At 35.4% G+C, this 20,313-nt stretch carries 15 protein-coding genes; 6 read left to right on the forward strand and 9 right to left on the reverse strand.

All coding sequences use genetic code 11. The features are described from left to right. Window positions 1–30: 30 nt before the first annotated feature. The 3 genes from aspS to H8R24_RS06345 all read right to left on the reverse strand — a co-directional run bounded on the left by aspS (window position 31) and on the right by H8R24_RS06345 (window position 3,313). Window positions 31–1,782 carry an aspartate--tRNA ligase gene (gene aspS / locus H8R24_RS06335; RefSeq protein ID WP_187017730.1) on the reverse strand — a complete coding sequence of 584 codons (1,752 nt, stop codon included), beginning with the start codon at window positions 1,780–1,782 and terminating at the stop codon, window positions 31–33. 222 nt (window positions 1,783–2,004) lie between these two features. Next, window positions 2,005–2,808, reverse strand: coding sequence for an agmatinase (gene speB, locus H8R24_RS06340; protein ID WP_187017754.1), 804 nt, complete (start codon window positions 2,806–2,808; stop codon window positions 2,005–2,007). Between the two features lie 10 nt (window positions 2,809–2,818). Further along, window positions 2,819–3,313 (reverse strand): MarR family winged helix-turn-helix transcriptional regulator, encoded by a 495-nt coding sequence (locus tag H8R24_RS06345; protein WP_187017729.1) that lies wholly within the window; start codon window positions 3,311–3,313, stop codon window positions 2,819–2,821. 168 nt (window positions 3,314–3,481) lie between these two features. Here H8R24_RS06345 and H8R24_RS06350 point away from each other — a divergent pair, with 168 nt between their 5' ends. Next, window positions 3,482–3,829, forward strand: coding sequence for a toxin-antitoxin system YwqK family antitoxin (locus H8R24_RS06350; RefSeq protein ID WP_187017728.1), 348 nt, complete (start codon window positions 3,482–3,484; stop codon window positions 3,827–3,829). Between the two features lie 141 nt (window positions 3,830–3,970). Here H8R24_RS06350 and H8R24_RS06355 read toward each other — a convergent pair whose 3' ends face one another. Genes H8R24_RS06355 through H8R24_RS06375 form a run of 5 tightly spaced genes read right to left on the reverse strand, consistent with a single transcriptional unit; the run spans window position 3,971 to window position 10,754 of the window. Next, complete coding sequence (locus tag H8R24_RS06355) at window positions 3,971–7,123, reverse strand: efflux RND transporter permease subunit (protein WP_187017727.1); 3,153 nt, start codon at window positions 7,121–7,123, stop codon at window positions 3,971–3,973. A gap of 31 nt (window positions 7,124–7,154) precedes the next feature. Continuing rightward, complete coding sequence (locus tag H8R24_RS06360; protein ID WP_187017726.1) at window positions 7,155–8,222, reverse strand: efflux RND transporter periplasmic adaptor subunit; 1,068 nt, start codon at window positions 8,220–8,222, stop codon at window positions 7,155–7,157. A gap of 1 nt (window position 8,223) precedes the next feature. After that, a complete protein-coding gene (locus tag H8R24_RS06365) occupies window positions 8,224–9,564 on the reverse strand; it encodes a TolC family protein (RefSeq protein ID WP_187017725.1) in 1,341 nt (446 codons plus the stop codon). Further along, on the reverse strand, window positions 9,561–10,163 hold the full coding sequence (locus tag H8R24_RS06370) for a TetR/AcrR family transcriptional regulator (RefSeq protein ID WP_187017724.1): 603 nt from the start codon (window positions 10,161–10,163) through the stop codon (window positions 9,561–9,563). Before H8R24_RS06370 ends, H8R24_RS06365 begins: the two co-directional genes overlap by 4 nt. Window positions 10,164–10,211: 48 nt before the next feature. Further along, on the reverse strand, window positions 10,212–10,754 hold the full coding sequence (locus tag H8R24_RS06375) for a YceI family protein (protein WP_187017723.1): 543 nt from the start codon (window positions 10,752–10,754) through the stop codon (window positions 10,212–10,214). Between the two features lie 159 nt (window positions 10,755–10,913). Between H8R24_RS06375 and H8R24_RS06380 the strand changes: the two genes are divergently transcribed. Both H8R24_RS06380 and H8R24_RS06385 read left to right on the forward strand, forming a co-directional pair. After that, on the forward strand, window positions 10,914–11,888 hold the full coding sequence (locus tag H8R24_RS06380) for a polyprenyl synthetase family protein (RefSeq protein ID WP_187017722.1): 975 nt from the start codon (window positions 10,914–10,916) through the stop codon (window positions 11,886–11,888). Between the two features lie 58 nt (window positions 11,889–11,946). Next, a complete protein-coding gene (locus H8R24_RS06385) occupies window positions 11,947–12,300 on the forward strand; it encodes a hypothetical protein (RefSeq protein ID WP_187017721.1) in 354 nt (117 codons plus the stop codon). A 30-nt stretch (window positions 12,301–12,330) separates the two neighbouring features. Here H8R24_RS06385 and H8R24_RS06390 read toward each other — a convergent pair whose 3' ends face one another. Beyond that, entirely contained in the window at window positions 12,331–12,873 is a 543-nt protein-coding gene (locus H8R24_RS06390) for a hypothetical protein (RefSeq protein ID WP_187017720.1), read from the reverse strand. Window positions 12,874–12,992: 119 nt separating this feature from the next. Between H8R24_RS06390 and H8R24_RS06395 the strand changes: the two genes are divergently transcribed. The 3 genes from H8R24_RS06395 (at window position 12,993) to H8R24_RS06405 (ending at window position 20,289) form a co-directional block, all read left to right on the forward strand. Then, the gene (locus tag H8R24_RS06395) at window positions 12,993–15,767 is read left to right on the forward strand and encodes a 2-oxoglutarate dehydrogenase E1 component (RefSeq protein ID WP_187017719.1); all 2,775 of its coding nucleotides are present in this window, start codon (window positions 12,993–12,995) and stop codon (window positions 15,765–15,767) included. A gap of 82 nt (window positions 15,768–15,849) precedes the next feature. After that, window positions 15,850–17,058, forward strand: a complete 1,209-nt coding sequence (odhB, locus tag H8R24_RS06400; RefSeq protein WP_187017718.1) for a 2-oxoglutarate dehydrogenase complex dihydrolipoyllysine-residue succinyltransferase — start codon at window positions 15,850–15,852, stop codon at window positions 17,056–17,058. A 138-nt stretch (window positions 17,059–17,196) separates the two neighbouring features. After that, window positions 17,197–20,289 (forward strand): sensor histidine kinase, encoded by a 3,093-nt coding sequence (locus H8R24_RS06405; protein WP_187017717.1) that lies wholly within the window; start codon window positions 17,197–17,199, stop codon window positions 20,287–20,289. Window positions 20,290–20,313: the final 24 nt, after the last annotated feature.

Below are 20,313 nucleotides of genomic sequence, written 5' to 3' on the forward strand. Positions count from 1 at the left end.
CAACGTTTTCGGCTTGTTATTAGCCAAAAATTATTGTAAATCTAGTTTTATATGCAATTCCTTTAATTGCGTTTGGTCGATAATTGATGGTGCATCAATCATCACATCTCTTCCCGAATTGTTTTTTGGGAATGCAATGAAATCACGAATAGTTTCTTGTCCTCCTAAAATAGCTACCAAACGATCGAGTCCAAAAGCTAATCCTCCGTGTGGCGGGGCTCCAAACTGAAATGCGTCCATTAAAAATCCAAATTGTGCTTTAGCTTCTTCTTCTGTAAAACCTAAATATTTAAACATCAATTGTTGTGTGGCTTTATCGTGAATACGAATAGAACCTCCTCCAATTTCGTTTCCGTTCAACACCATATCATACGCATTAGCACGTACTTTACCAGGATCTGTTTCTAGTAAGTGCATGTCTTCTGGTTTAGGTGATGTAAATGGGTGGTGCATAGCGTGGTAACGTCCAGATTCTTCGTCAAACTCTAATAAAGGGAAATCCACTACCCATAATGGTGCAAATTCGGCTGGGTTTCTTAATCCCAAACGAGTGGCTAATTCCATGCGCAAAGCGCTTAATTGTGCTCTCGTTTTATCGGCTGGTCCTGAAAGTACAAAAATCATGTCTCCTGCTTTGGCTCCAGTAATTTTTGCCCAGTTTTCTAAATCGTCTTGACTGTAAAATTTATCTACTGATGATTTGAATGTTCCGTCGTCATTGCATTTAGCATACACCATTCCTGATGCGCCTACTTGCGGGCGTTTTACCCATTCGATCAAAGCATCAATCTCCTTACGTGTATAGTTTCCTGCTCCTGGAACTGCAATTCCCACTACTAATTCGGCTGCATTGAATACAGGGAATTCCTTGTGTTGTGCAAATTCGTTTAGTTCTCCAAACTCCATTCCAAAACGGATGTCTGGTTTGTCATTTCCGTAAGTTTTCATCGCATGCTCGTAGGTCATACGTGGAAATTTGTCTACTTCAATTCCTTTTATTTCTTTTAGCAAATGACGTGTTAGTCCTTCAAAAACATTCAAAATGTCTTCTTGTTCTACAAATGCCATTTCGCAATCGATTTGTGTGAATTCTGGTTGTCTGTCTGCGCGTAAATCTTCATCACGGAAACATTTCACGATTTGGAAATATTTGTCCATTCCACCTACCATCAATAATTGTTTGAAGGTTTGTGGTGATTGTGGTAGTGCGTAAAATTGCCCTTCATTCATTCGAGAAGGAACAACAAAATCTCTAGCTCCCTCAGGAGTTGATTTGATTAAATACGGAGTTTCTACTTCGCAAAAATCCAAATCAGATAAGTATTTACGAACTTCCATGGCTACTTTATGACGAAAAAGTAAGCTGTTTTTTACAGGATTACGTCTAATGTCTAGGTAACGGTATTTCATTCGTATGTCTTCGCCACCATCAGTTTCATCTTCGATAGTAAACGGAGGAGTTAAGGCTGCATTTAAAATCGTTAGTTCAGTTACTAAAATTTCGATTTCTCCTGTAGCGATATTTTTATTTTTAGCTTCACGCTCAATTACAGTTCCTTTTACCTGAATCACAAATTCGCGACCCAAAGTTTTGGCTTGTTCAAATACGGTCTTGTCTGTACGCCCTTCGTCAAAAATTAATTGTGTGATTCCGTAACGGTCTCTTAAATCAACCCAGTTCATAAATCCTTTATCACGAGATTTTTGAACCCATCCAGCTAAAGTTACTTCGGTATTTATATGCGAGGCGTTGAGTTCGCCACAATTATGACTTCTATACATGATTACAATTTTTGAGTACAAAAGTAAACACAAATAATAAAATAATCCCTAAAACAGATAAACTTCCCATAATTTTTTTCTTTTGTCTTTTTATGAAGTCAAAATGGTACGGGTAATAGGTCGTTATTGGCGATAAGCTTTTTATAAAGATGTTGTTTTTAAATGAAAAAGCTGCTGAATTTTGTCACTTCAGCAGCTTTTGATGGTGGTTGTTGTGGTTTTTTATACCATTTTAGCCATTAGTTCTTTGGCAAGTTTGAATGCTACCATGGCGGTCATATTGTTGATGTCGCGAATGGGATTGTACTCTACAATATCGGCCCCAATGATGGGTGCTTTAATTTTTTGTATCACACTGATTAGTTGTCTGGTGGACATTCCGCCTGGTTCATGATGGGATATTCCGGGTGCAAATGCTGGGTCTAGAACATCTAAATCTAAGGAAATATAAAGCGGACCTTCAAGGGTGTTGATGAAATCTTCTGAGAAGTCTTTCATTTCGATTATGTTCACATTGAATTTTTTTGCTTGTTCTGCTTGATGTGTGTTTAACGTACGAATACCTACTTGTGTTAGGTTGTTTATTTTTCCAGTTTCCATCAGTCTTGCAAATGGAGAAGCGTGTGAATAGGGGTTGTTATCGAAATTGTCATATAAATCAGCATGTGCATCAAAATGCAAGATATTTATTTTTTCGTATTTATCTGCAAAAGCACTAATGATTGGGAAGCTTACGGAGTGGTCTCCTCCAAAAGAAAGTATTTTGCTACCGTCTTGCAGTAGGTTGCTTATTGCTGTATTGATGGTTGTAAAAGCTTTTGCGGGATTAGTTTCCTCAAATGCAATATCGCCTTGATCTTTGTAAATGACATTTTCTAGAACTTCTAGTCCGCTCTCTGAAAAACTATTAGCCGACCCTTCTTTTTCCATCAACCGAATGCGTTGTGGTGCATAAGAAGGTCCTTTCAAGAAAGACGAATTAGAATCGTAAGGTACTCCTATTAATTGTATCATGTTTTTTTCGATTTTAGGGTTGTTATTTTGTTTGTTCTATTTCTTCTTTCTCAATTTCGGATAAAAAAGAGTCTAGTTTTTCTTCTTTTAATCCGTAGAAAATAGTAGCGACTGTTTTGTTGACTTCTTGTAAGTGTTCCAAAAGTAGTTGTTGGTTTGCATCGGTTAATGTCGAAAGGCTTTTTCTAGTGACAAATTGCTCTTCTTTGATCAAGAAGCTGCAGGCTTTTTCTCCAGTGTGGGTTAGAGATAGGTTGTAGTTTCGTTTGTCTTTTAGGTCTTTTTTCTTGGTGATGTAGCCTTTAGTGACCAATTTGTTGACTGCCTTAGCTGTTGATGTTTTATCGACCAATAAAATCTCTGATAAATCCTGTTGGTTGATGCCTGGGTGTTCTTTGATACGCATCAAATATTGAAATTGCCCACGCTCTAACGAAATGGATTTCATTATAAAGTCGGAAAAAGTGTTCAAGGCACGGTAAATGGTACCTATTTCTCTAAGAATTTTATCACTCATATTAATAGATGAAAGTTCAACTAATGCAAATATAGGTATTAAAATAACGGTAGCAATTTTATTTCCAATGTTAAGCTTTTGTCTAATGTTATTAAATTGTTACCAAATTGTTTTTTAATTGTAAATACATCCTTATATTTGTGTAGATAACAATTAAAACCTTAAAAGATGAAGAAATATATAATGATTGCAGCAGTTTTAATTTCAAGTGTAGTAATGGCACAAAACAAACAACCGAAGTTAGAAGCAGTAGGTGATATGGTAAAAGTGACTTACCTTCACGATAATGGACAGGTACAACAACAAGGATACTATAAGAATGGAAAGTTAGAAGGACAGTGGGTTTCTTTTGATGATAAAGGGAATAAGGTTGCTGTTGCCGAATATAACAACGGACAAAAAGTAGGGACTTGGTTGCACTGGAATGAAGCAGCTATAAGTCAAGTAAGTTATTCCAATAATAGAATTGCTTCGGTAAGAAATATTAAAAAAGACAATTTGGTTAATGTAGATTAATTAAAGTTTAAATCACGAGTCGAAAAGCTTTCATGTCAATGGAAGCTTTTTTTATGCCTTATTGTTTCGGAATTTTTTTGGTCTAAAAAAAAGCCTGTTCAAAATTAATTGAACAGGCTTTTGACTTATTATAAAATTGAATTAATGTTCGTTCAATTCTTTGTGATCATAATCGGCAACCATTTCGGCTTCGTAATCAATTTTATCTCCTTTAGAGAATTTAGTTACTATTTTTTCCATGATTTCATAGATTACGGGAACGATGATTAAGGTCAAGAATAATGAACTGATCAATCCTCCGATAATTACCCATGCCAAACCGTTTTTCCATCCTGCTCCAGCTCCAGATGCCAATGCAATTGGGAACATACCAAATACCATGGCAATAGTCGTCATCAAGATCGGACGCAAACGTGCATGATTGGCTTGAATCAATGCTGTTCGAATGGTTTCACCTGCCTTACGGCGCTGATTGGTGTAATCGACAAGCATAATCGCATTTTTACAAACCAGACCAATTAACATAATGATTCCCAGAATGGTGAATATATTTAATGAATTGTTGGTCAAAGCTAAGGCTAACATCGCTCCAATGAACGAAAGCGGAATAGCAAACAATACTACGAATGGGTGAATGAAACTGTCATACAATCCTACCATTACGAGGTATACCAAAACGATAGCTGCCAACAATGCAATTCCTAAAGTACCAAAACCTTCAGATTGATTTTCTTGATCACCACCCCAAATATAACTTACACCGGTTGGTTTTTCTAGTTTATCCAGTTTCTCTTGCCATTGAGTTACAATAGTTCCAGCTGATACTCCAATGTTTTGTCCTTGTACGGTAACCGAAGCTGTTTTGTCTCTACGCTCTAATTTACTTGGTCCAGAACCTTCGGTAATAGCAGCAAATTGGGATAATTTAATTTGTTGCCCCATGTTGTTGATGAAAATTAGATTGCTCACATCGGCAATGTTTTTTCGATCAAAAGCGTTGTACTTGATGTTGATGTCGTACTCGTATTCACCAGCTCTAAATTTACCATCCGTATTTCCGCTATACGCAGTCTGCATGGTCATACCTACCGTTTGCAAGGTCAATCCTAATGCTGACATTTTATCGCGGTCTACTTGTACGTTGATCTCTGGGTTTCCATCTTCAACAGTCAATTTAATCTCTGTTGTTCCAGGTATTTTGCGCAATTCAGCTTCTGCTAGTTTGGCAAACTTCATAGCACTTTCTACATTAGGACCGGTAACGATCAATCCTAATTTTGCATCTTCGGCAGTTCCTAAGATACCTACTGGTACTGTTTTTACTTTGGCACCCACTAAAACTTTTTCTAATTTACGTTTCATTTTTGCAGCGTAAACGGAAGCGTCATCCGAGCGCTCTGATTGCTCAATCATTTTTACGTCAATCTCGGCTTTGTAGGCTGTTGCTTGTGATGCACCCATTCCTTCTGAGGTTTGACCAACAGTTGTAATTTGACTGTGAACGTATTCTTGTGTTTTTAGGAAAGCTTCTGCTTTTTGCGTCATAAAGTTGGTTTGCTCTAATGAAGCGTCTTTTGGTAATTCGATTTGAACTAAGAATTCACCACTATCCGATGCAGCAAAGAATTCACCACCAATAAAACCACCACCAACTAATCCCATGGTAGAAGAGAAGAACAATACCAATACTACCAAGATAGTTTTGATGTAATGATCCAAACACCATAATAAGATTTCAGTAACCCAATTGGTAAAGCGAGTTAAATAACTTTCGAAACCAAGAATGATTCTTCCAAAAAGGTTGTTTCCTTCAATATGTTCTAATTTTCCAAAACGAGAGGACAACCAAGGGATAATTGTAAACGATGCTAATAAAGATAACAAAGTCGAAATTACCACCGTCATACAAAACTGCGTTATAATATTCGATACCAAACCACTACTCATGGCGATAGGTAAAAACACCACCACAATTACCAAGGTGATTGACGTTACTGTTCCACCAATTTCGGCTGTCCCGTCATACGATGCACGAATACGGCTTTTTCCCATTTCCATGTGTCGGTAAATGTTTTCCAAAACTACGATGGCATCATCGACCAGAATACCCACTACGAGCGACAGTCCTAGTAAACTCATTAAGTTTAAAGTGTATCCTAAAAGATAAATTCCGATGAAAGTTGCAATTAAAGAGGCAGGAATCGAAACCATTACAATCAATGAGTTTCTAATACTGTGCAAGAAAAACAACATTACCAAGGCAACCAAGATCACCGCAATCAATAAATCGTGAAGAACAGAGTCTGCTGCTTCAAGTGTGAAAATGGTACTGTCTTTGGCTGTTACTAATTCTAATTCATTGACCTTATAGTCACTTTCTAGTTTGGCAATCGATTTGTTTACCAGTTCGCTCACTGCAACGGCATTCGCATCTGATTGTTTTACAATTTGCAATACAATAGCACTTTTTTGATCGACACGTGCAATTTTTTCTGCGATTTTTTGTGTATCCTGTACATCTGCTACATCTCTCAAACGAACTTGTATTCCGTTTTGAGAAGAGACTACTAGGTTTCTTAATTCGTCAACATTTTTGTATTTTCCAGCTAAACGAATTAATATTTTTTGTTCACGAGTTTGAATGTTTCCTGTAGGGAAATCTAAGTTTGATGTCAAAATTATTTGTTGCACTTGTGGGATAGACAATCCGTATCCTTGCAATTTTGTGGCATCAAGGTTTACTTGAATTTCACGTTCTTGCCCACCAATAATGTTTACTTGCGCAACCCCTTGCACACGTGATAATACGGGAGCAATTTTTTTGTCAATTAAGTCATAAAATTCGGCTTCGTCCATTTTACCATTGGCACCAAGCGTGATAATAGGTAAATCACTCAAAGAGAATTTGGTCATTGATGGTGGATCAGCATCATCAGGCAGGTCGCTTAATACGGCGTTGATTTTTCGCTGTGCATCATTCATTGAATTGTCGACATTAGCATTAGATGTTAATGTGATCGAAACAATAGAAAGGCTTTCGTATGACTTAGAATCTATCTTTTTGATGTTTTCTAAGGACGAAATAGCGTCTTCAATTTTTTTCGTGACTGTGTTTTCAATTTCACTTGGCGAAGCTCCTGGGTAAACAGTAGCTACGGTGATTACGTTTGTCTCAAATTTGGGGATCAGCTCATAGCCCAGTTGGCTGTAGCTAAACAGTCCTCCTAAGATCAGGATTGTAAATAATACAATCACTAACGAAGGACGTTTTATGGATATTTCGGCTAATTTCATATGTTTTTATCTGTTGATTACTAGAAATAAATTATTTGATAATTTCTACTGCGCTTCCGTCTTGTAAATTGATTTGTCCAGTAGTAACCACAGTTTCTCCATCAGATAATCCTCCAACAATTTCGACCATATCTCCTAGAATTTTACCAGCATTTACTTTTTTCAATTTTGCTTTTCCGTTTTCAACTACAAATACTTGATTGCTACTTACACTACCTACAAAAGCATTTCTTGGAACGACTGTCATGGTTCGTTTTTGTTGTGTAGATTTAAAGGTTGCAGTTCCATACATACCCGCTTTCAAGTCATTATTAGTGTTGTTCGAGATTTCAATGTCTACAGGGAAGTTTAGTGTAGCATCTGCTTTTGCAGCAATAAAAGTGATTTTTCCTGAAAAGATTTGGTCCGGATAAACACTCGATGAAACCGCAATACTGCTCCCTGTTTTTAAATTTGCCACTTGTGACTCGTTTACCGCTACGGTCAATTTAAGCTTACTTGTGTTTACTATTTCAAACAAATTTGTAGAAGGCATTGAAGTTAACATAGAACCCAATTCAATGTATTTCTTGTTGATGATTCCGCTTATTGGAGCCTTGATTCTAGTGTCACCTATGCGTATTTGTGCTTGTTTGTAGTTGGCTTCAGCATTGGTCATCATTACTTTGGCTTGGTCTAGTTGTTGTTTGGTCACACCACCTGTTTTGTAGGCATTGTCAAAACGACTGTAATCTGTTTTTGCATTTTGGTACGCTGCTTGAGCTGCTTGAGCGTTGACATTAATTGCGTCCCCTCTCATGATTGCTAATGTTTGCCCTGCAGCAACGTGATCCCCTTCTTTTACAAGAATGTTAGTTATTTTACCTGAATTTTCTGCGGTTAATGTTATTTCTTGTTTGGCTTCAAAATTACCATTCGCTACAAAATCCAATGAAATTTCTTCTGTTTTTACAGTTGCTACTTTTACAGAAACACTGGCGTTTTTTTCGGCAACAATGGCAATTTTTTCTTCGTTTTCAGCTTTATTTTTGGTTAAAATAAAAGCGATAAGCCCCAAAGCAGCTATAATGATGACTACGGTTGTTATAATTTTTTTCATTTTAGTTGTTTATAAGTGTTGTAAGTTCTCCTTTTGATTTGATTAATTGAATTTCTGCTAATTTATAGTCTAATACCGCAGCGGTATAATTGTTTTGAGCTTCAGTATTTGCATTTTCAGCATCTAATAAATCGGTTAAAGATGTTAACCCTTGTATGTAATTGTTTTTGGTATTGTTTAATACTTCTTGGGCCAATTTCACATTGCTTTTTTGATTTTTGATAGTAATAATACTATTGTCAATTTGCGTTTTAGCATTGGCGAAAGCCAAATCAAGGGCTAATTTTGTATCGACTAAATCTTCTTTAATAGAACGCAATTCGATGTCGGCTTGCTTTACTTTTGAATGGGTTCTAAATCCAGAAAATATAGGCACATTAAGATTCAAGCCTATGGCTGAATAATCTGACCAGTAAACGCCTTGCGAAGGTTTTGCTCCCCAAGGAAACTGAGGTCCTTGTCCTATGAAATTGTAACCTGCAGATAGTGAAAGCGTAGGGTAGTAGCCGGCCAGTACTGATTTTTTTTGATATTCAAGAAGTTGCTCTTGCTTTTTCATCAGTAAATACTCTGTTCTGTTTGCTGTGTTTGGCGCTTCTGCAAATTCTTGTGGCGTCACTTCAAACGCTGCTTGTGGAATGACGATAGCGGTTTCAATAGGCATTCCCATATAAAACTTTAATGCGTTTTCCTGAAGTTGAACAGCATTTATAACTTGCTGACGTTGTGTGTTGATGTTTGACAGCTTTACTACAATTCTGTCCAGGTCAATTTTTTTGGCTAGACCATTATCATATTGTCCTTTAATTATGTTTTTAACCTTATTAGTGTTGTTGTATGTGCTGTCTAAAACAGTTAAGTTTTGACGTTGTACATAAACCCCGTAATAATTATTAGCCACTCGTTCTATAACTTGTTCTGTGGTAAGTTGCTCGTTTATTTGATAAAACTCTCTGGTTGTTTTGGCAGCTTTTAAACCGGTAAATACAGATTGATCAAATAAATTTTGTGTCAAAGACAATCCTGCAGTCGAAGTCCATTTTTGACCAAAAGTAGCTTGAATGCTTGTTCCTGGTTGACCGAATGAGCTTCCGTCTATCACACTTGTTTGTAAAATAGGATTGTAATTTAAGCTTCCTGTAGCTGCTATTTGCGGTAATGCTCTTGAGCGTACTTCTTGAATTTGGTAGGCGCTGTTTTCAACTTTTAGCTTGGCTTTTTTTGCATCGGCTTTGTTTTCTAGTGCATAAGTGATCGCGTCTTTTAGCGATAATGTTTTTGCCTCTTGCGATTGGGCTGTGGCGGCCAACGCTAAGAATGTTATTAAAAGTATTTTTCTCATTGGATATTTTGATTTTGTAATTGTTTTTCTAGTTCTATAATTCCTGTTGGTGTTGCCATTGCTCTGGTGTGGTATTCTAGTGCTTCGAGTTCTAATCGCTGTGATTCTTTTTCGGAGCTAGTATTTTCGTTGATGCTAAAGATTAGGGTGTAGTAAAATTTAACGTAAGTGTCTATGTCTAGATCAGTGCGGTACAATTTATTTTCGATCCCTTTGACTATGTTTTGTCTAAACCACATCGAACATTCGTTGATCTCCCGTAACATTACCTTTTCGTAAATTTCTGGGTAGTGTTTTTTTAATTGATAGATGGGGGATGAGTCTACGGATGATTGAAACATTTCACTAAACATTTCACGAATTTTAAAGTTTTCGGCAATAGCGTTTAAGTTTAGCTCTAAAATGGTGTCAATGGTGCCGTGTATTTCTTTGTGCATGTAGTTGGTGCTTTCCTCAACTAGTATTTCTTTGTTGCAAAAGTACTTGTAGATGGTTTTTTTAGAGATGCACATTTCACCAGCAATGTCATCCATAGTGATGCTTTTAAAACCTAGTTTTAAGAACAATTCACCTGCTTTTTTAATTATTTTCTCTTTCATTTTTATGCTGAGCTCGTTTCAGTATTTTTTATTAAGAAGTAAAGTTGTTTATAAGGAGAACTCTAAATTAGCGATCATTTTTATGTCTTGACCTAGTGATAAACCGCTAGTTTGTTGGTACGAATTATACGTTAAACCAAAATCTTTACGGTTAATTACACCTACTACTTCAAAGACTGCTTTTTGCACTCCTTCATAGGTTTTGATTCCTATGAATTCAGTGTCAAGTTCGACTACTTTGGTAATGTTGTGAATGGTCAATTCGCCCTTTAAGAAATTAATATTGTTATTGATTTTTTGGAACAAAGTCGATTTGAAATGCAAATAAGGAAAAGCCTTAACATCAAAAAAATCATTTAGTCTTAAGTGCGTATCCATTTGTTCTAGATTGGCATCTTTATTATTGACGTCCAAACAAAATTCAACAAAAGCATCTTCAACAGCATTATCATAAATGTCGATATGTCCTTTAAATTTATTAATTGACCCTGTGATGTATGCGATGATCGAATGACGTGCTTTGATAAGTACATCAGACTGAGTTGAATCGATAGTCCATTTCGTTACGGACATTTCTAGAGTGGTATTCATGGTATGGGATTCCAAATGTTAATTTCTGGTGCAAATGTAGAAAGGAAACTTTGAATACCAAAATAGTTTCCATTGTATTTGTGTTTATTTAACATTTCATTAACAAAAGGAGTTTGTAATCAATTGTTAATGCAGTAAATTAGCCCAAAAATATTTTTTATGCATGCCATTTTTGAGTACCAGGATTTTTTTATTAGTTATCTAGAGAATCAAACCATTACAAAAGAGCCAAAAAACTTATACGATCCCATTACTTATATTCTAGGTTTGGGGGGGAAAAGAATGCGTCCCGTTTTGACTTTAATGGCAACAGAAGTGTTTAATACTTCGTATGAAAAAGCGCTTCCAGCGGCAATGGCTGTTGAGGTTTTTCATAATTTCTCTTTGGTTCATGATGATATTATGGACGACGCTCCTTTGCGTCGTGGTCAAGTGACAGTGCACGAAAAATGGGATATTAACACGGGTATTTTATCAGGAGACGCCATGCTTATCTTGGCTTATCAATATTTTGAACAATACGAGCCAGTTGTTTTTAGAGACTTGGCTAAGTTGTTTAGCAAAACCGCTCTAGAAGTATGTGAAGGACAACAATGGGACGTGGATTTTGAAACCCGTACCGATGTTACAATTCCCGAATATTTAAAAATGATTGAGTATAAAACTGCTGTTCTTGTTGCTGCGGCAATGAAAATGGGGGCAATTGTAGCTCAAACTACAGAGGAGAATGCCAACTTAATTTATGAGTTTGGTCTCAATCTTGGATTGGCGTTTCAATTGCAGGATGATTACTTGGATGCCTTTGGTGATCCAGAAACCTTTGGAAAACAAGTGGGTGGTGATATTATCGAAAATAAAAAAACCTATTTGTACCTAAAAGCGATGTCTTTTTCAACCCAAGAAGATGCAACCCAATTAGCGGCTTTATTTGCTACTCAGCCAGCAGATACTACTGATAAAATTGTTGCTGCAAAGTTAATTTTTAATCAATCAGGAGCTTCTGAGGCTACTCAAGAAGCCATTCAAGAATATACTTTTAAAGCTTTTGAAACTTTGGAACAAATGAATATTACGGCCGATAAAAAAGCGATTTTAAAAAGCTTTGGTGAAAACTTAATGAATAGAAAAGTATAGTTTTTTAATATAAATAGAGGTCCACGAAGTTTCAACTCATAATAATATCATTGATCAGATGTTTATAGCACCACAAAATACAGACTTATTATTGTTGGAAGCCGATAGGGAGTCCTTATATCTAAAGTTGATTGAACAAATCAATAAAGATTTTAATTTGGCAAACGAAGGAATTGACTTCCCTTTAAGTGTAGTACCCAGTGAATTGAAAATGCAGCTGCACGAAAAAATCTACCGATTGATTCAGTACAAATTTGCCGAATACTTGAATCTACTGTACATTATTGATGTTTCTGAGGACGAAATAAAAAAACTAGATGGTTCGGATTTGGTTGTTCTAGCCGAACAAGTTGTTTTTTTAATTCTAAAAAGAGAATGGCAAAAAGTATGGTTCAGAAACAAGTTCAGTTGAAGATTCTAAGTTGTTAATCCTTAACGATTTTTAAAAATAAACCCTCACAAAGGGCATAAAAGCACTATTGTAAACATTGTTGTTGTCGTTATAAAGCACATTGTATTTACCTCCAATAGTTACATTACCGTTGCGGTAACCAGCACCTAAGAATAATCCAGTATTCCAGAAAGCATCCGGTTTAACACCGCCAACTAGGGTTGTGTTGACGCGTAATTGTTCTAATTCGGCTGATAATTGTACTTCTCTAATAGGGTTGAATAAGGCTACAACGCTTCCGCCGTATAAGTTTCTAGTGAAATTATTTTTTTGATTGATATAACTGTATTGTGCTCCAAGACCTAGAGAGACATATTCATTGACATTGTAAATGGCGCTTGGCGCTAATGAGATATCTGTAAATCCAGACCCAATATTTAATCCAATGCCTCCACCAAATTGTACGTTTTGCCAAAAATCACTTTTTGATCGAATGGAATTGTCTTGATTTTGTGCAAGCAAATTATTGCAAACTAATAGAAGAATGACAAGCGAAATCGATTTTGAAACGTTCGAAAAGGTTGTTTTTTTCATAAGTATCTAGTTTTTTAACATTTTATTAAATAAATTGTATTTAAAAGTAAATGTAAATTTAGTTGATTATTGTACTTTTGCCAAACTATTTTAACAAAAAGTATATTCAATAAAATATTATGGATAGGTTTTCATTTTTAAACGCAGCACATACAGAATTTTTTGCACAATTATACGATCAGTACTTAGAGAATCCAGATAGCGTTGAGCCAAGTTGGAGAAGTTTTTTTCAAGGTTTCGACTTTGGGATGGAAACTTACAATGGCGAAAACCCGATTCAGTATGTAGTTAATGAGGCTTCTGGCTCAGCAGACTACTCTCAAATTTCTGAAAAACTTCAAAAAGAGTTTAATGTATTAAAATTAGTCGAAGGCTACCGCTCTCGTGGACATTTGTTTACTAAAACAAATCCTGTACGCGAAAGAAGAACTTTTGAGCCTAATTTAGATATAACTAATTTTGGACTTACAACAGCAGATTTGGATACTGTTTTTGATGCAGCCAAAATTATTGGCGTAGCACCAACTACTTTAAGGGAGATAATCAAACATCTAGATACAACCTACTGCCAGCATATTGGGGTAGAGTATATGTACATTAGAAAGCCTGAGATTGTTCAATGGATCCAAGCTAAAGTAGGGGTGAATGATAATCAACCTAACTTTTCGGCTGATGAGAAAAAGACGATTCTTAATAAGTTGAACCAAGCGGTTTCTTTTGAGAATTTCTTGCATACTAAATATGTAGGTCAAAAACGTTTCTCATTAGAAGGTGGTGAATCTATTATTCCAGCACTTGACGCATTAATTGAAAAAGCGGCTGAGCGTGGAGTAGAACAGTTTGTAATGGGAATGGCGCACCGTGGGCGTTTGAATGTTTTGGCTAATATTTTTGGTAAATCAACTCAAGATATCTTTGGGGAGTTTGACGGAAAAGATTACGATCAAGAATATTTTGACGGTGACGTGAAGTACCATTTAGGCCTTACAGCTGATAAAATTACAAGTACAGGTAAAAAAATCAATATCAATCTTGCTCCTAATCCTTCTCACCTTGAAACTGTAGGTGCAGTTATTGAAGGAATTACAAGAGCAAAACAAGATAAATATTTTCCGGATGATTTTTCTAAAGTATTACCGATTGCCGTTCACGGTGATGCTGCAATTGCAGGACAAGGGATTCTTTATGAAATTATCCAAATGGCACAGCTAGACGGATACAAAACAGGAGGAACAATTCATATTGTAATCAATAACCAGGTTGGTTTTACAACAAACTACCTTGACGCACGTTCATCAACCTATTGTACGGATGTTGCCAAAGTTACTTTGTCTCCAGTATTACACGTAAATGCTGATGATCCAGAAGCAGTTGTTCATGCAATTGATTTTGCATTGGATTTCAGAATGCAATTTGGACGTGATGTATTTATTGACTTATTAGGATATAGAAAATACGGTCACAATGAAGGAGACGAACCTCGTTTCACACAACCGGTTTTGTATAAAATAATTGCTAAACATAAGAATCCAAGAGATCTTTATGCTGAGAAATTATTATCAGAAGGAGTAATTGATGCTACGTTTGTTAATGGACTTGAAAAAGAGTACAAGGCAAAAATGGAAGTGAATCTAGAAGCTTCTCGTAAAAAAGATTTAACAGTGATTACACCGTTCATGAAAAATGAATGGTTAGGATTTGAACAAGTTTCTGATCAAAAAATGTTAGAGAACGTTGAGACTTCTTATCCTAAAAAAGGACTTACTGAAGTAGCTAATGCGGTTTGTAACTTGCCATCTGATAAAAAATTTATTAACAAAATCCAAAAACTAATCAACGATAGAAAAACAATGTTTTTCGAAACGGATAAATTAGATTGGGGAATGGGTGAGCACTTAGCTTACGGTTCGTTAATGCAAGAAGGATTTGATGTTCGTATCTCAGGACAAGACGTAGAGCGTGGTACATTCTCTCACCGTCACGCTGTTGTTAAAGTAGAAGATTCTGAAGAGGAAGTTATTTTAATTAATAGTTTAGAAAATAAAAAAGGAAAATTCAATATCTTTAATTCGCATTTATCCGAGTACGGAGTATTAGGTTTTGATTATGGATATGCTTTGGCAAACCCAAATACATTGACAATCTGGGAAGCACAATTTGGAGATTTCTCTAACGGTGCACAAATCATGATTGACCAATACATCTCTTGTGGAGAAGATAAATGGAACAATCAAAACGGTATTGTTCTTTTGTTGCCACACGGATACGAAGGACAAGGAGCAGAGCACTCATCGGCTAGAATGGAACGTTACTTACAACTTTGTGCGCGACACAATATGTATGTTGCCGACTGTACGACACCAGCCAATTTCTTCCACTTGTTGAGAAGACAAATGAAAACAAAATTCCGTAAACCATTAATCGTGTTTACTCCAAAGAGTTTATTGCGTGATCCTAGATGTGTATCAAGCATCGAAGAATTTGAAAACGGAAGTTTCCAAGAAACAATAGACGATACTACAGTAAACAAAGCAGATGTGAAAACATTGGTTTTCTGTACGGGTAAATTCTATTATGATATTACTGCCGAAAGAGAAAATAACGGTCGTAAAGACGTAGCTGTTGTAAGAATCGAACAATTATTTCCGCTTCCAGTAGAAGAATTGAAAGCGATTATTGCACAATATCCAAATGCAGATGATTACGTTTGGGCACAAGAAGAACCTAAAAACATGGGAGCATACAGCTTTATGTTAATGAACTTCAACTTGGTAAAATGGAGATTGGCTTCGTTAAGAGCCTATTCAGCACCAGCGTCAGGAAGTTATACAAGAGCAAAACGCCGTCAGGCAGATGCTATTAAAATGGTATTCGATAAAGATTTATTTAGATAAAAATTAGTTTAAAGTTTAAGGTTTAAAGTGGCATCGAATGCGCTTTGAACTTTAAACAATTCAAACCTTAAACAAAAAAAAGATGATTTTAGAAATGAAAGTCCCTTCACCAGGGGAATCTATAAAAGAAGTTGAAATTGCAACTTGGTTAGTAAAAGACGGAGATTATGTAGAGAAAGACCAAGCAATTGCTGAAGTAGATTCAGATAAAGCAACTCTTGAATTACCTGCAGAAGCAAGCGGAATTATCACATTAAAAGCCGAAGAAGGTGATGCAGTAGCAGTAGGGGCAGTAGTATGTCATATTGATACAGCAGCAGCTAAACCAGCTGGTTCAGCAGCAGCAGCGCCAGTTGCCGAAGCACCAAAAGCAGCTCCAGCTCCAGTAGCAGCAGCTCCAGCAGCAACTTATGCTTCAGGAACACCATCTCCAGCAGCAAGAAAAATATTAGACGAAAAAAATATCGCTCCAGCAACTGTAACAGGAACTGGTAAAGACGGTAGAATCACTAAAGATGATGCTGTAAATGCAGTACCATCAATGGGAACTCCTACAGGTGGAAGCCGTGGTCAAGAGCGTAGTAAATTATCAATGTTGCGTCGTAAAGTAGCGGAGCGTTTGGTAGCTGCCAAAAACGAAACGGCTATGTTAACTACTTTCAACGAAGTAAACATGACGCCTATCAACATTATCCGTAATCAGTATAAAGATGAGTTCAAAGCGAAGCACGGTGGTGTAGGTCTTGGATACATGTCTTTCTTTACTAAAGCGGTTACAAGAGCATTAAAATTATATCCAGACGTTAACTCTATGATGGATGGAGATTATAAAATTGCTTACGATTTCTGTGATATCTCAATCGCAGTGTCAGGACCAAAAGGATTAATGGTTCCTGTTGTTCGTAACGCAGAGAATTTAACCTTCCGTGGTGTAGAAGCTGATATCAAAAGATTAGCTATTAGAGCGCGTGACGGACAAATTACTGTTGATGATATGACTGGTGGAACTTTTACAATCACTAACGGTGGTGTATTTGGTTCTATGTTGTCTACTCCTATTATCAACCCTCCACAATCAGGAATCCTTGGTATGCACAACATTATCGAGCGTCCTATTGCTGTAAACGGTAAAGTAGAAATTCACCCAATGATGTACGTAGCACTTTCTTATGACCACCGTATCATTGATGGTCGTGAGTCAGTTGGTTTCTTAGTGGCTGTAAAAGAAGCTTTAGAAAACCCAATGGAATTGCTTTTGGATAACAATCCTAAAAGAGCTTTCGAATTGTAATTCACAAATTCATAAAATATGAAAAATCCCGTTTGAGCAATTGAACGGGATTTTTTTGTTTGAATATCAGTTGATTTAATAAGGTTCTTAAATATCTGATTATTAAGGATGCAGTCTTTTTCTGAAATTGTAATTAGGATGCTAATTTTTTATATTTTAGCTAAAAATTGCAGTATCAAAAAACATTTTCACATACTTTTTTTTACTTTATTCTGTTGGAATTTTTCAACTGGACAGGATGTTTTTAATACCTATTCAACTTCAAAATTAACTCCAGACAATGGTCTTTCTCAAGGATCCAATTACTTTAGATTTGAAGATAGTCAAGGTTTTATGTGGCTTACTGGTAACGATGCACTCAATCGGTACGATGGCAAAACCGTAAAAGTATATAACCTCGATAAATACTTTGATCATTGCCCCAAATTACAACAAGGGTATGGTTTTGCAGAGGATGATCAGAGTAATATTTATATCGGTAGTGTTCGCGGACTTTATATCTATCACCGAAGTCAAGATCGATTTTCATTGCAAAAAATCTTTAAAAATAATCAAGATGATATTGCCATGCCATTTGCTTTTAAAGAGGGCAAAATATGGTGTTTTAATAAAGAATATCGACTTGCGACCTATGACATTAAAACGCATAAAACGGAAATTATTACACAATTAAAAATCAGTCATTTACTATCGGTTCATATCTATGAATTGGAAGGAAATGTGTTTTACTATCATTATCCTTTTATGGATAAATTTGGAAATTTTTGGTTTATAGAAAACAAGGAGGTTTTAAAATATAATCCAAAAACCAATACTAGTTCCAATCCTTTTAAAGATTTTATTAGAAAAAAAGACATAGAATTTTTTTCGAGTTATTATGATCGTGATACTGAAACACTCTATTTTGGAACCGATAAAGGGGTTTTACTATATAATTTAATTACGAATAGAGTAGCATTAATTGAAAAAATAGAAGACAAAATAGTGAAAAATGTTTTTAGCATTGCTGCTAATAAAGACAGAATGATACTGAAGTCGAATAAAGATATTTATTTTATAAATAACAATAAAAGGACGATATGTAAAGCTAATCTAAGTGAAAAGTATAATTTGTTTAAATCCAATTCTTTTGGTTTTGACAAGAGTAATCGTTTGTGGATTTGCGATGACGGAAAGGGGCAAGTTATTTTTGATTTTCATCAAAAAACGATCAATAAGGTGCCAAACGAAAGTCTAGATATTGATTATTTTTCAAATTCGGGTGTGGGGCGTTTTGCTGAATTTTCGAATAATAAAACTGTTATTCCAATAAACAGCCCAAATCAGAACAACTTAATTGTTGATGATAGGAGTAAAAATGAAATTAGGCCTATTTATTTTCCTATTCATAAAGAGCTTAAAAATTTTGGAATGTTAACCGATTTTTACAGAAAGGGAATTTGGTTTTATGAAGATTATTTGGAGAATAAAAAACACCAAAAACGACTGTTTTTATATCATGAAAACGGAAAAATTGACAACGAAATTATTCAACATAATATTGAAGATTTCGGTTTTCAGCAAGACATGGTCTTTTTTGACAATCAACGCTTACTTTGTGCATTTACAAAAGGATTGTATTGGTTGTTTCCTGAAAGTAAAAAATTTGTAAGAATTAATGTTAAGTACAATATTAATTTGTTTAAAATAAATCAGGTCGACAAGAATCATCTTGCCATAAGTTATATCAATAATGATATGTTGCTTTTTGAAGTTACGCCAGATTATCAACTAAGGTTAATTAAGAAAATACTACCAAAAATTCAATCATTTTATATTCAGAAGGATTTGAGTAGAAATGTTTACTGGGTTGGTAGCAATCAAGGGATTTATTTGCTTGATAAAAATTTCAATATTTTAAAGGTTTTTAATGCCAATAATGACTTAGCAGGAACATATATTTATGGGCTTTTGTTAGATAATGATGGAAATGTTTATTGTAGTCATCAACACGGTTTGAGTAGTATTGATGCTAAAACATTTCAGGTTATTAACTTTGATAAAAATGACGGAATTCAAGATTGGGATTTTAACAACCGGGCATTTTATAAAGCAACCGATGGGACACTGTTTTTTGGAGGTGTTTCGGGATATAATTCTTTTAAACCACCATTAAGGCCGTATTCGTATTACAAACCTGAGGTTTATATTGATGAGATTTTGGTAAACAATTCATTCTTTAATTCAAAACGAAATTCAAATTCAATCAGCCAATTGAATTTAAATTATGACCAAAATAATCTTTCGATTAAAGCTTTAGTCAAAGATTTGGCCAATGCCAACAGCCGTGAATTAATTTATAAATTAAAAGGAATTGATGGGCAATGGAAACATTTGGATAACGGAAGAAGTATAAATTTCAATAATTTGGCTCCAAATAAATATACACTACAACTAGGGGTGTATGATAAATTTACCAACAAGGAAATGTATCAAAAAATGATTCTAATCACCATTTTTGCGCCATTTTATAAAACCTTATGGTTTTGGGTTTTAATGGCATTTGGAATAATTGGATGTTTTTTTTGGGCTTTTAATATTCGAAAGTTTAAAAACCAAAAAAGAAAATTTGAACAACAGCTTGCCCTCGAGCAACAACGTAATAGAATAACTGCCGACTTGCATGACGATATTGGGGCTACCTTGAGCAGTTTGCAAATTAACAGCGCCGTAGCCAACCAGCTCATGGAAAAAAATCCATTAGAAGCGCATAGAGTGTTGACAAAAATTGAATATCAAGCGCAAAATTTAGCTGACAAAATAGGCGATATTATTTGGAGTATGAAACCAAGTAAAGACGAGTTTATGACCATGAGTGCAAGAATAAAAACCTTTGCCAATGATATTCTGGGATCAACAGATGTCAATTATGAAATTTATATTGACCCTAAAATTGATAAAAAAATCACGGATATTACTGCTCGAAAAAACATCGTTTTAATCTTAAAAGAAGCGATCAATAATGTGGCAAAATACAGCAAAGCAAAAATTTTGAAAATCAATTTAGAACTAGTTGAAAATACCATACATATTCGAATTGCTGATAATGGGATAGGATTTATTAATGATGAAACCAAGGGTAACGGAATTGGTAATATGCAAAAAAGAGTAGTTGAAATAAAAGGAGAGTTTACCATAACTTCTACTATAAATTGCGGAACATCGATAAGCATCACTATCCCTTGTCCCTAAATTAAGGTACAAGTATCCATTTAA

Origin of the sequence: Flavobacterium muglaense (assembly GCF_014305155.1) — a bacterium.
In the GTDB taxonomy this organism is placed as follows: domain Bacteria; phylum Bacteroidota; class Bacteroidia; order Flavobacteriales; family Flavobacteriaceae; genus Flavobacterium; species Flavobacterium muglaense.

What these genes read in the sequence shown, in the direction of transcription:
- aspS (WP_187017730.1), bottom strand. Translation starts at nt 1,782, where the DNA reads ATGTATAGAAGTCATAATTGTGGCGAACTCAACGCCTCGCATATAAAT.
- H8R24_RS06345 (WP_187017729.1), bottom strand. Translation starts at nt 3,313, where the DNA reads ATGAGTGATAAAATTCTTAGAGAAATAGGTACCATTTACCGTGCCTTG.
- H8R24_RS06350 (WP_187017728.1), top strand. Translation starts at nt 3,482, where the DNA reads ATGAAGAAATATATAATGATTGCAGCAGTTTTAATTTCAAGTGTAGTA.
- H8R24_RS06355 (WP_187017727.1), bottom strand. Translation starts at nt 7,123, where the DNA reads ATGAAATTAGCCGAAATATCCATAAAACGTCCTTCGTTAGTGATTGTA.
- H8R24_RS06360 (WP_187017726.1), bottom strand. Translation starts at nt 8,222, where the DNA reads ATGAAAAAAATTATAACAACCGTAGTCATCATTATAGCTGCTTTGGGG.
- H8R24_RS06365 (WP_187017725.1), bottom strand. Translation starts at nt 9,564, where the DNA reads ATGAGAAAAATACTTTTAATAACATTCTTAGCGTTGGCCGCCACAGCC.
- H8R24_RS06370 (WP_187017724.1), bottom strand. Translation starts at nt 10,163, where the DNA reads ATGAAAGAGAAAATAATTAAAAAAGCAGGTGAATTGTTCTTAAAACTA.
- H8R24_RS06375 (WP_187017723.1), bottom strand. Translation starts at nt 10,754, where the DNA reads ATGAATACCACTCTAGAAATGTCCGTAACGAAATGGACTATCGATTCA.
- H8R24_RS06380 (WP_187017722.1), top strand. Translation starts at nt 10,914, where the DNA reads ATGCATGCCATTTTTGAGTACCAGGATTTTTTTATTAGTTATCTAGAG.
- H8R24_RS06385 (WP_187017721.1), top strand. Translation starts at nt 11,947, where the DNA reads ATGTTTATAGCACCACAAAATACAGACTTATTATTGTTGGAAGCCGAT.
- H8R24_RS06390 (WP_187017720.1), bottom strand. Translation starts at nt 12,873, where the DNA reads ATGAAAAAAACAACCTTTTCGAACGTTTCAAAATCGATTTCGCTTGTC.
- H8R24_RS06395 (WP_187017719.1), top strand. Translation starts at nt 12,993, where the DNA reads ATGGATAGGTTTTCATTTTTAAACGCAGCACATACAGAATTTTTTGCA.
- odhB (WP_187017718.1), top strand. Translation starts at nt 15,850, where the DNA reads ATGATTTTAGAAATGAAAGTCCCTTCACCAGGGGAATCTATAAAAGAA.
- H8R24_RS06405 (WP_187017717.1), top strand. Translation starts at nt 17,197, where the DNA reads ATGCTAATTTTTTATATTTTAGCTAAAAATTGCAGTATCAAAAAACAT.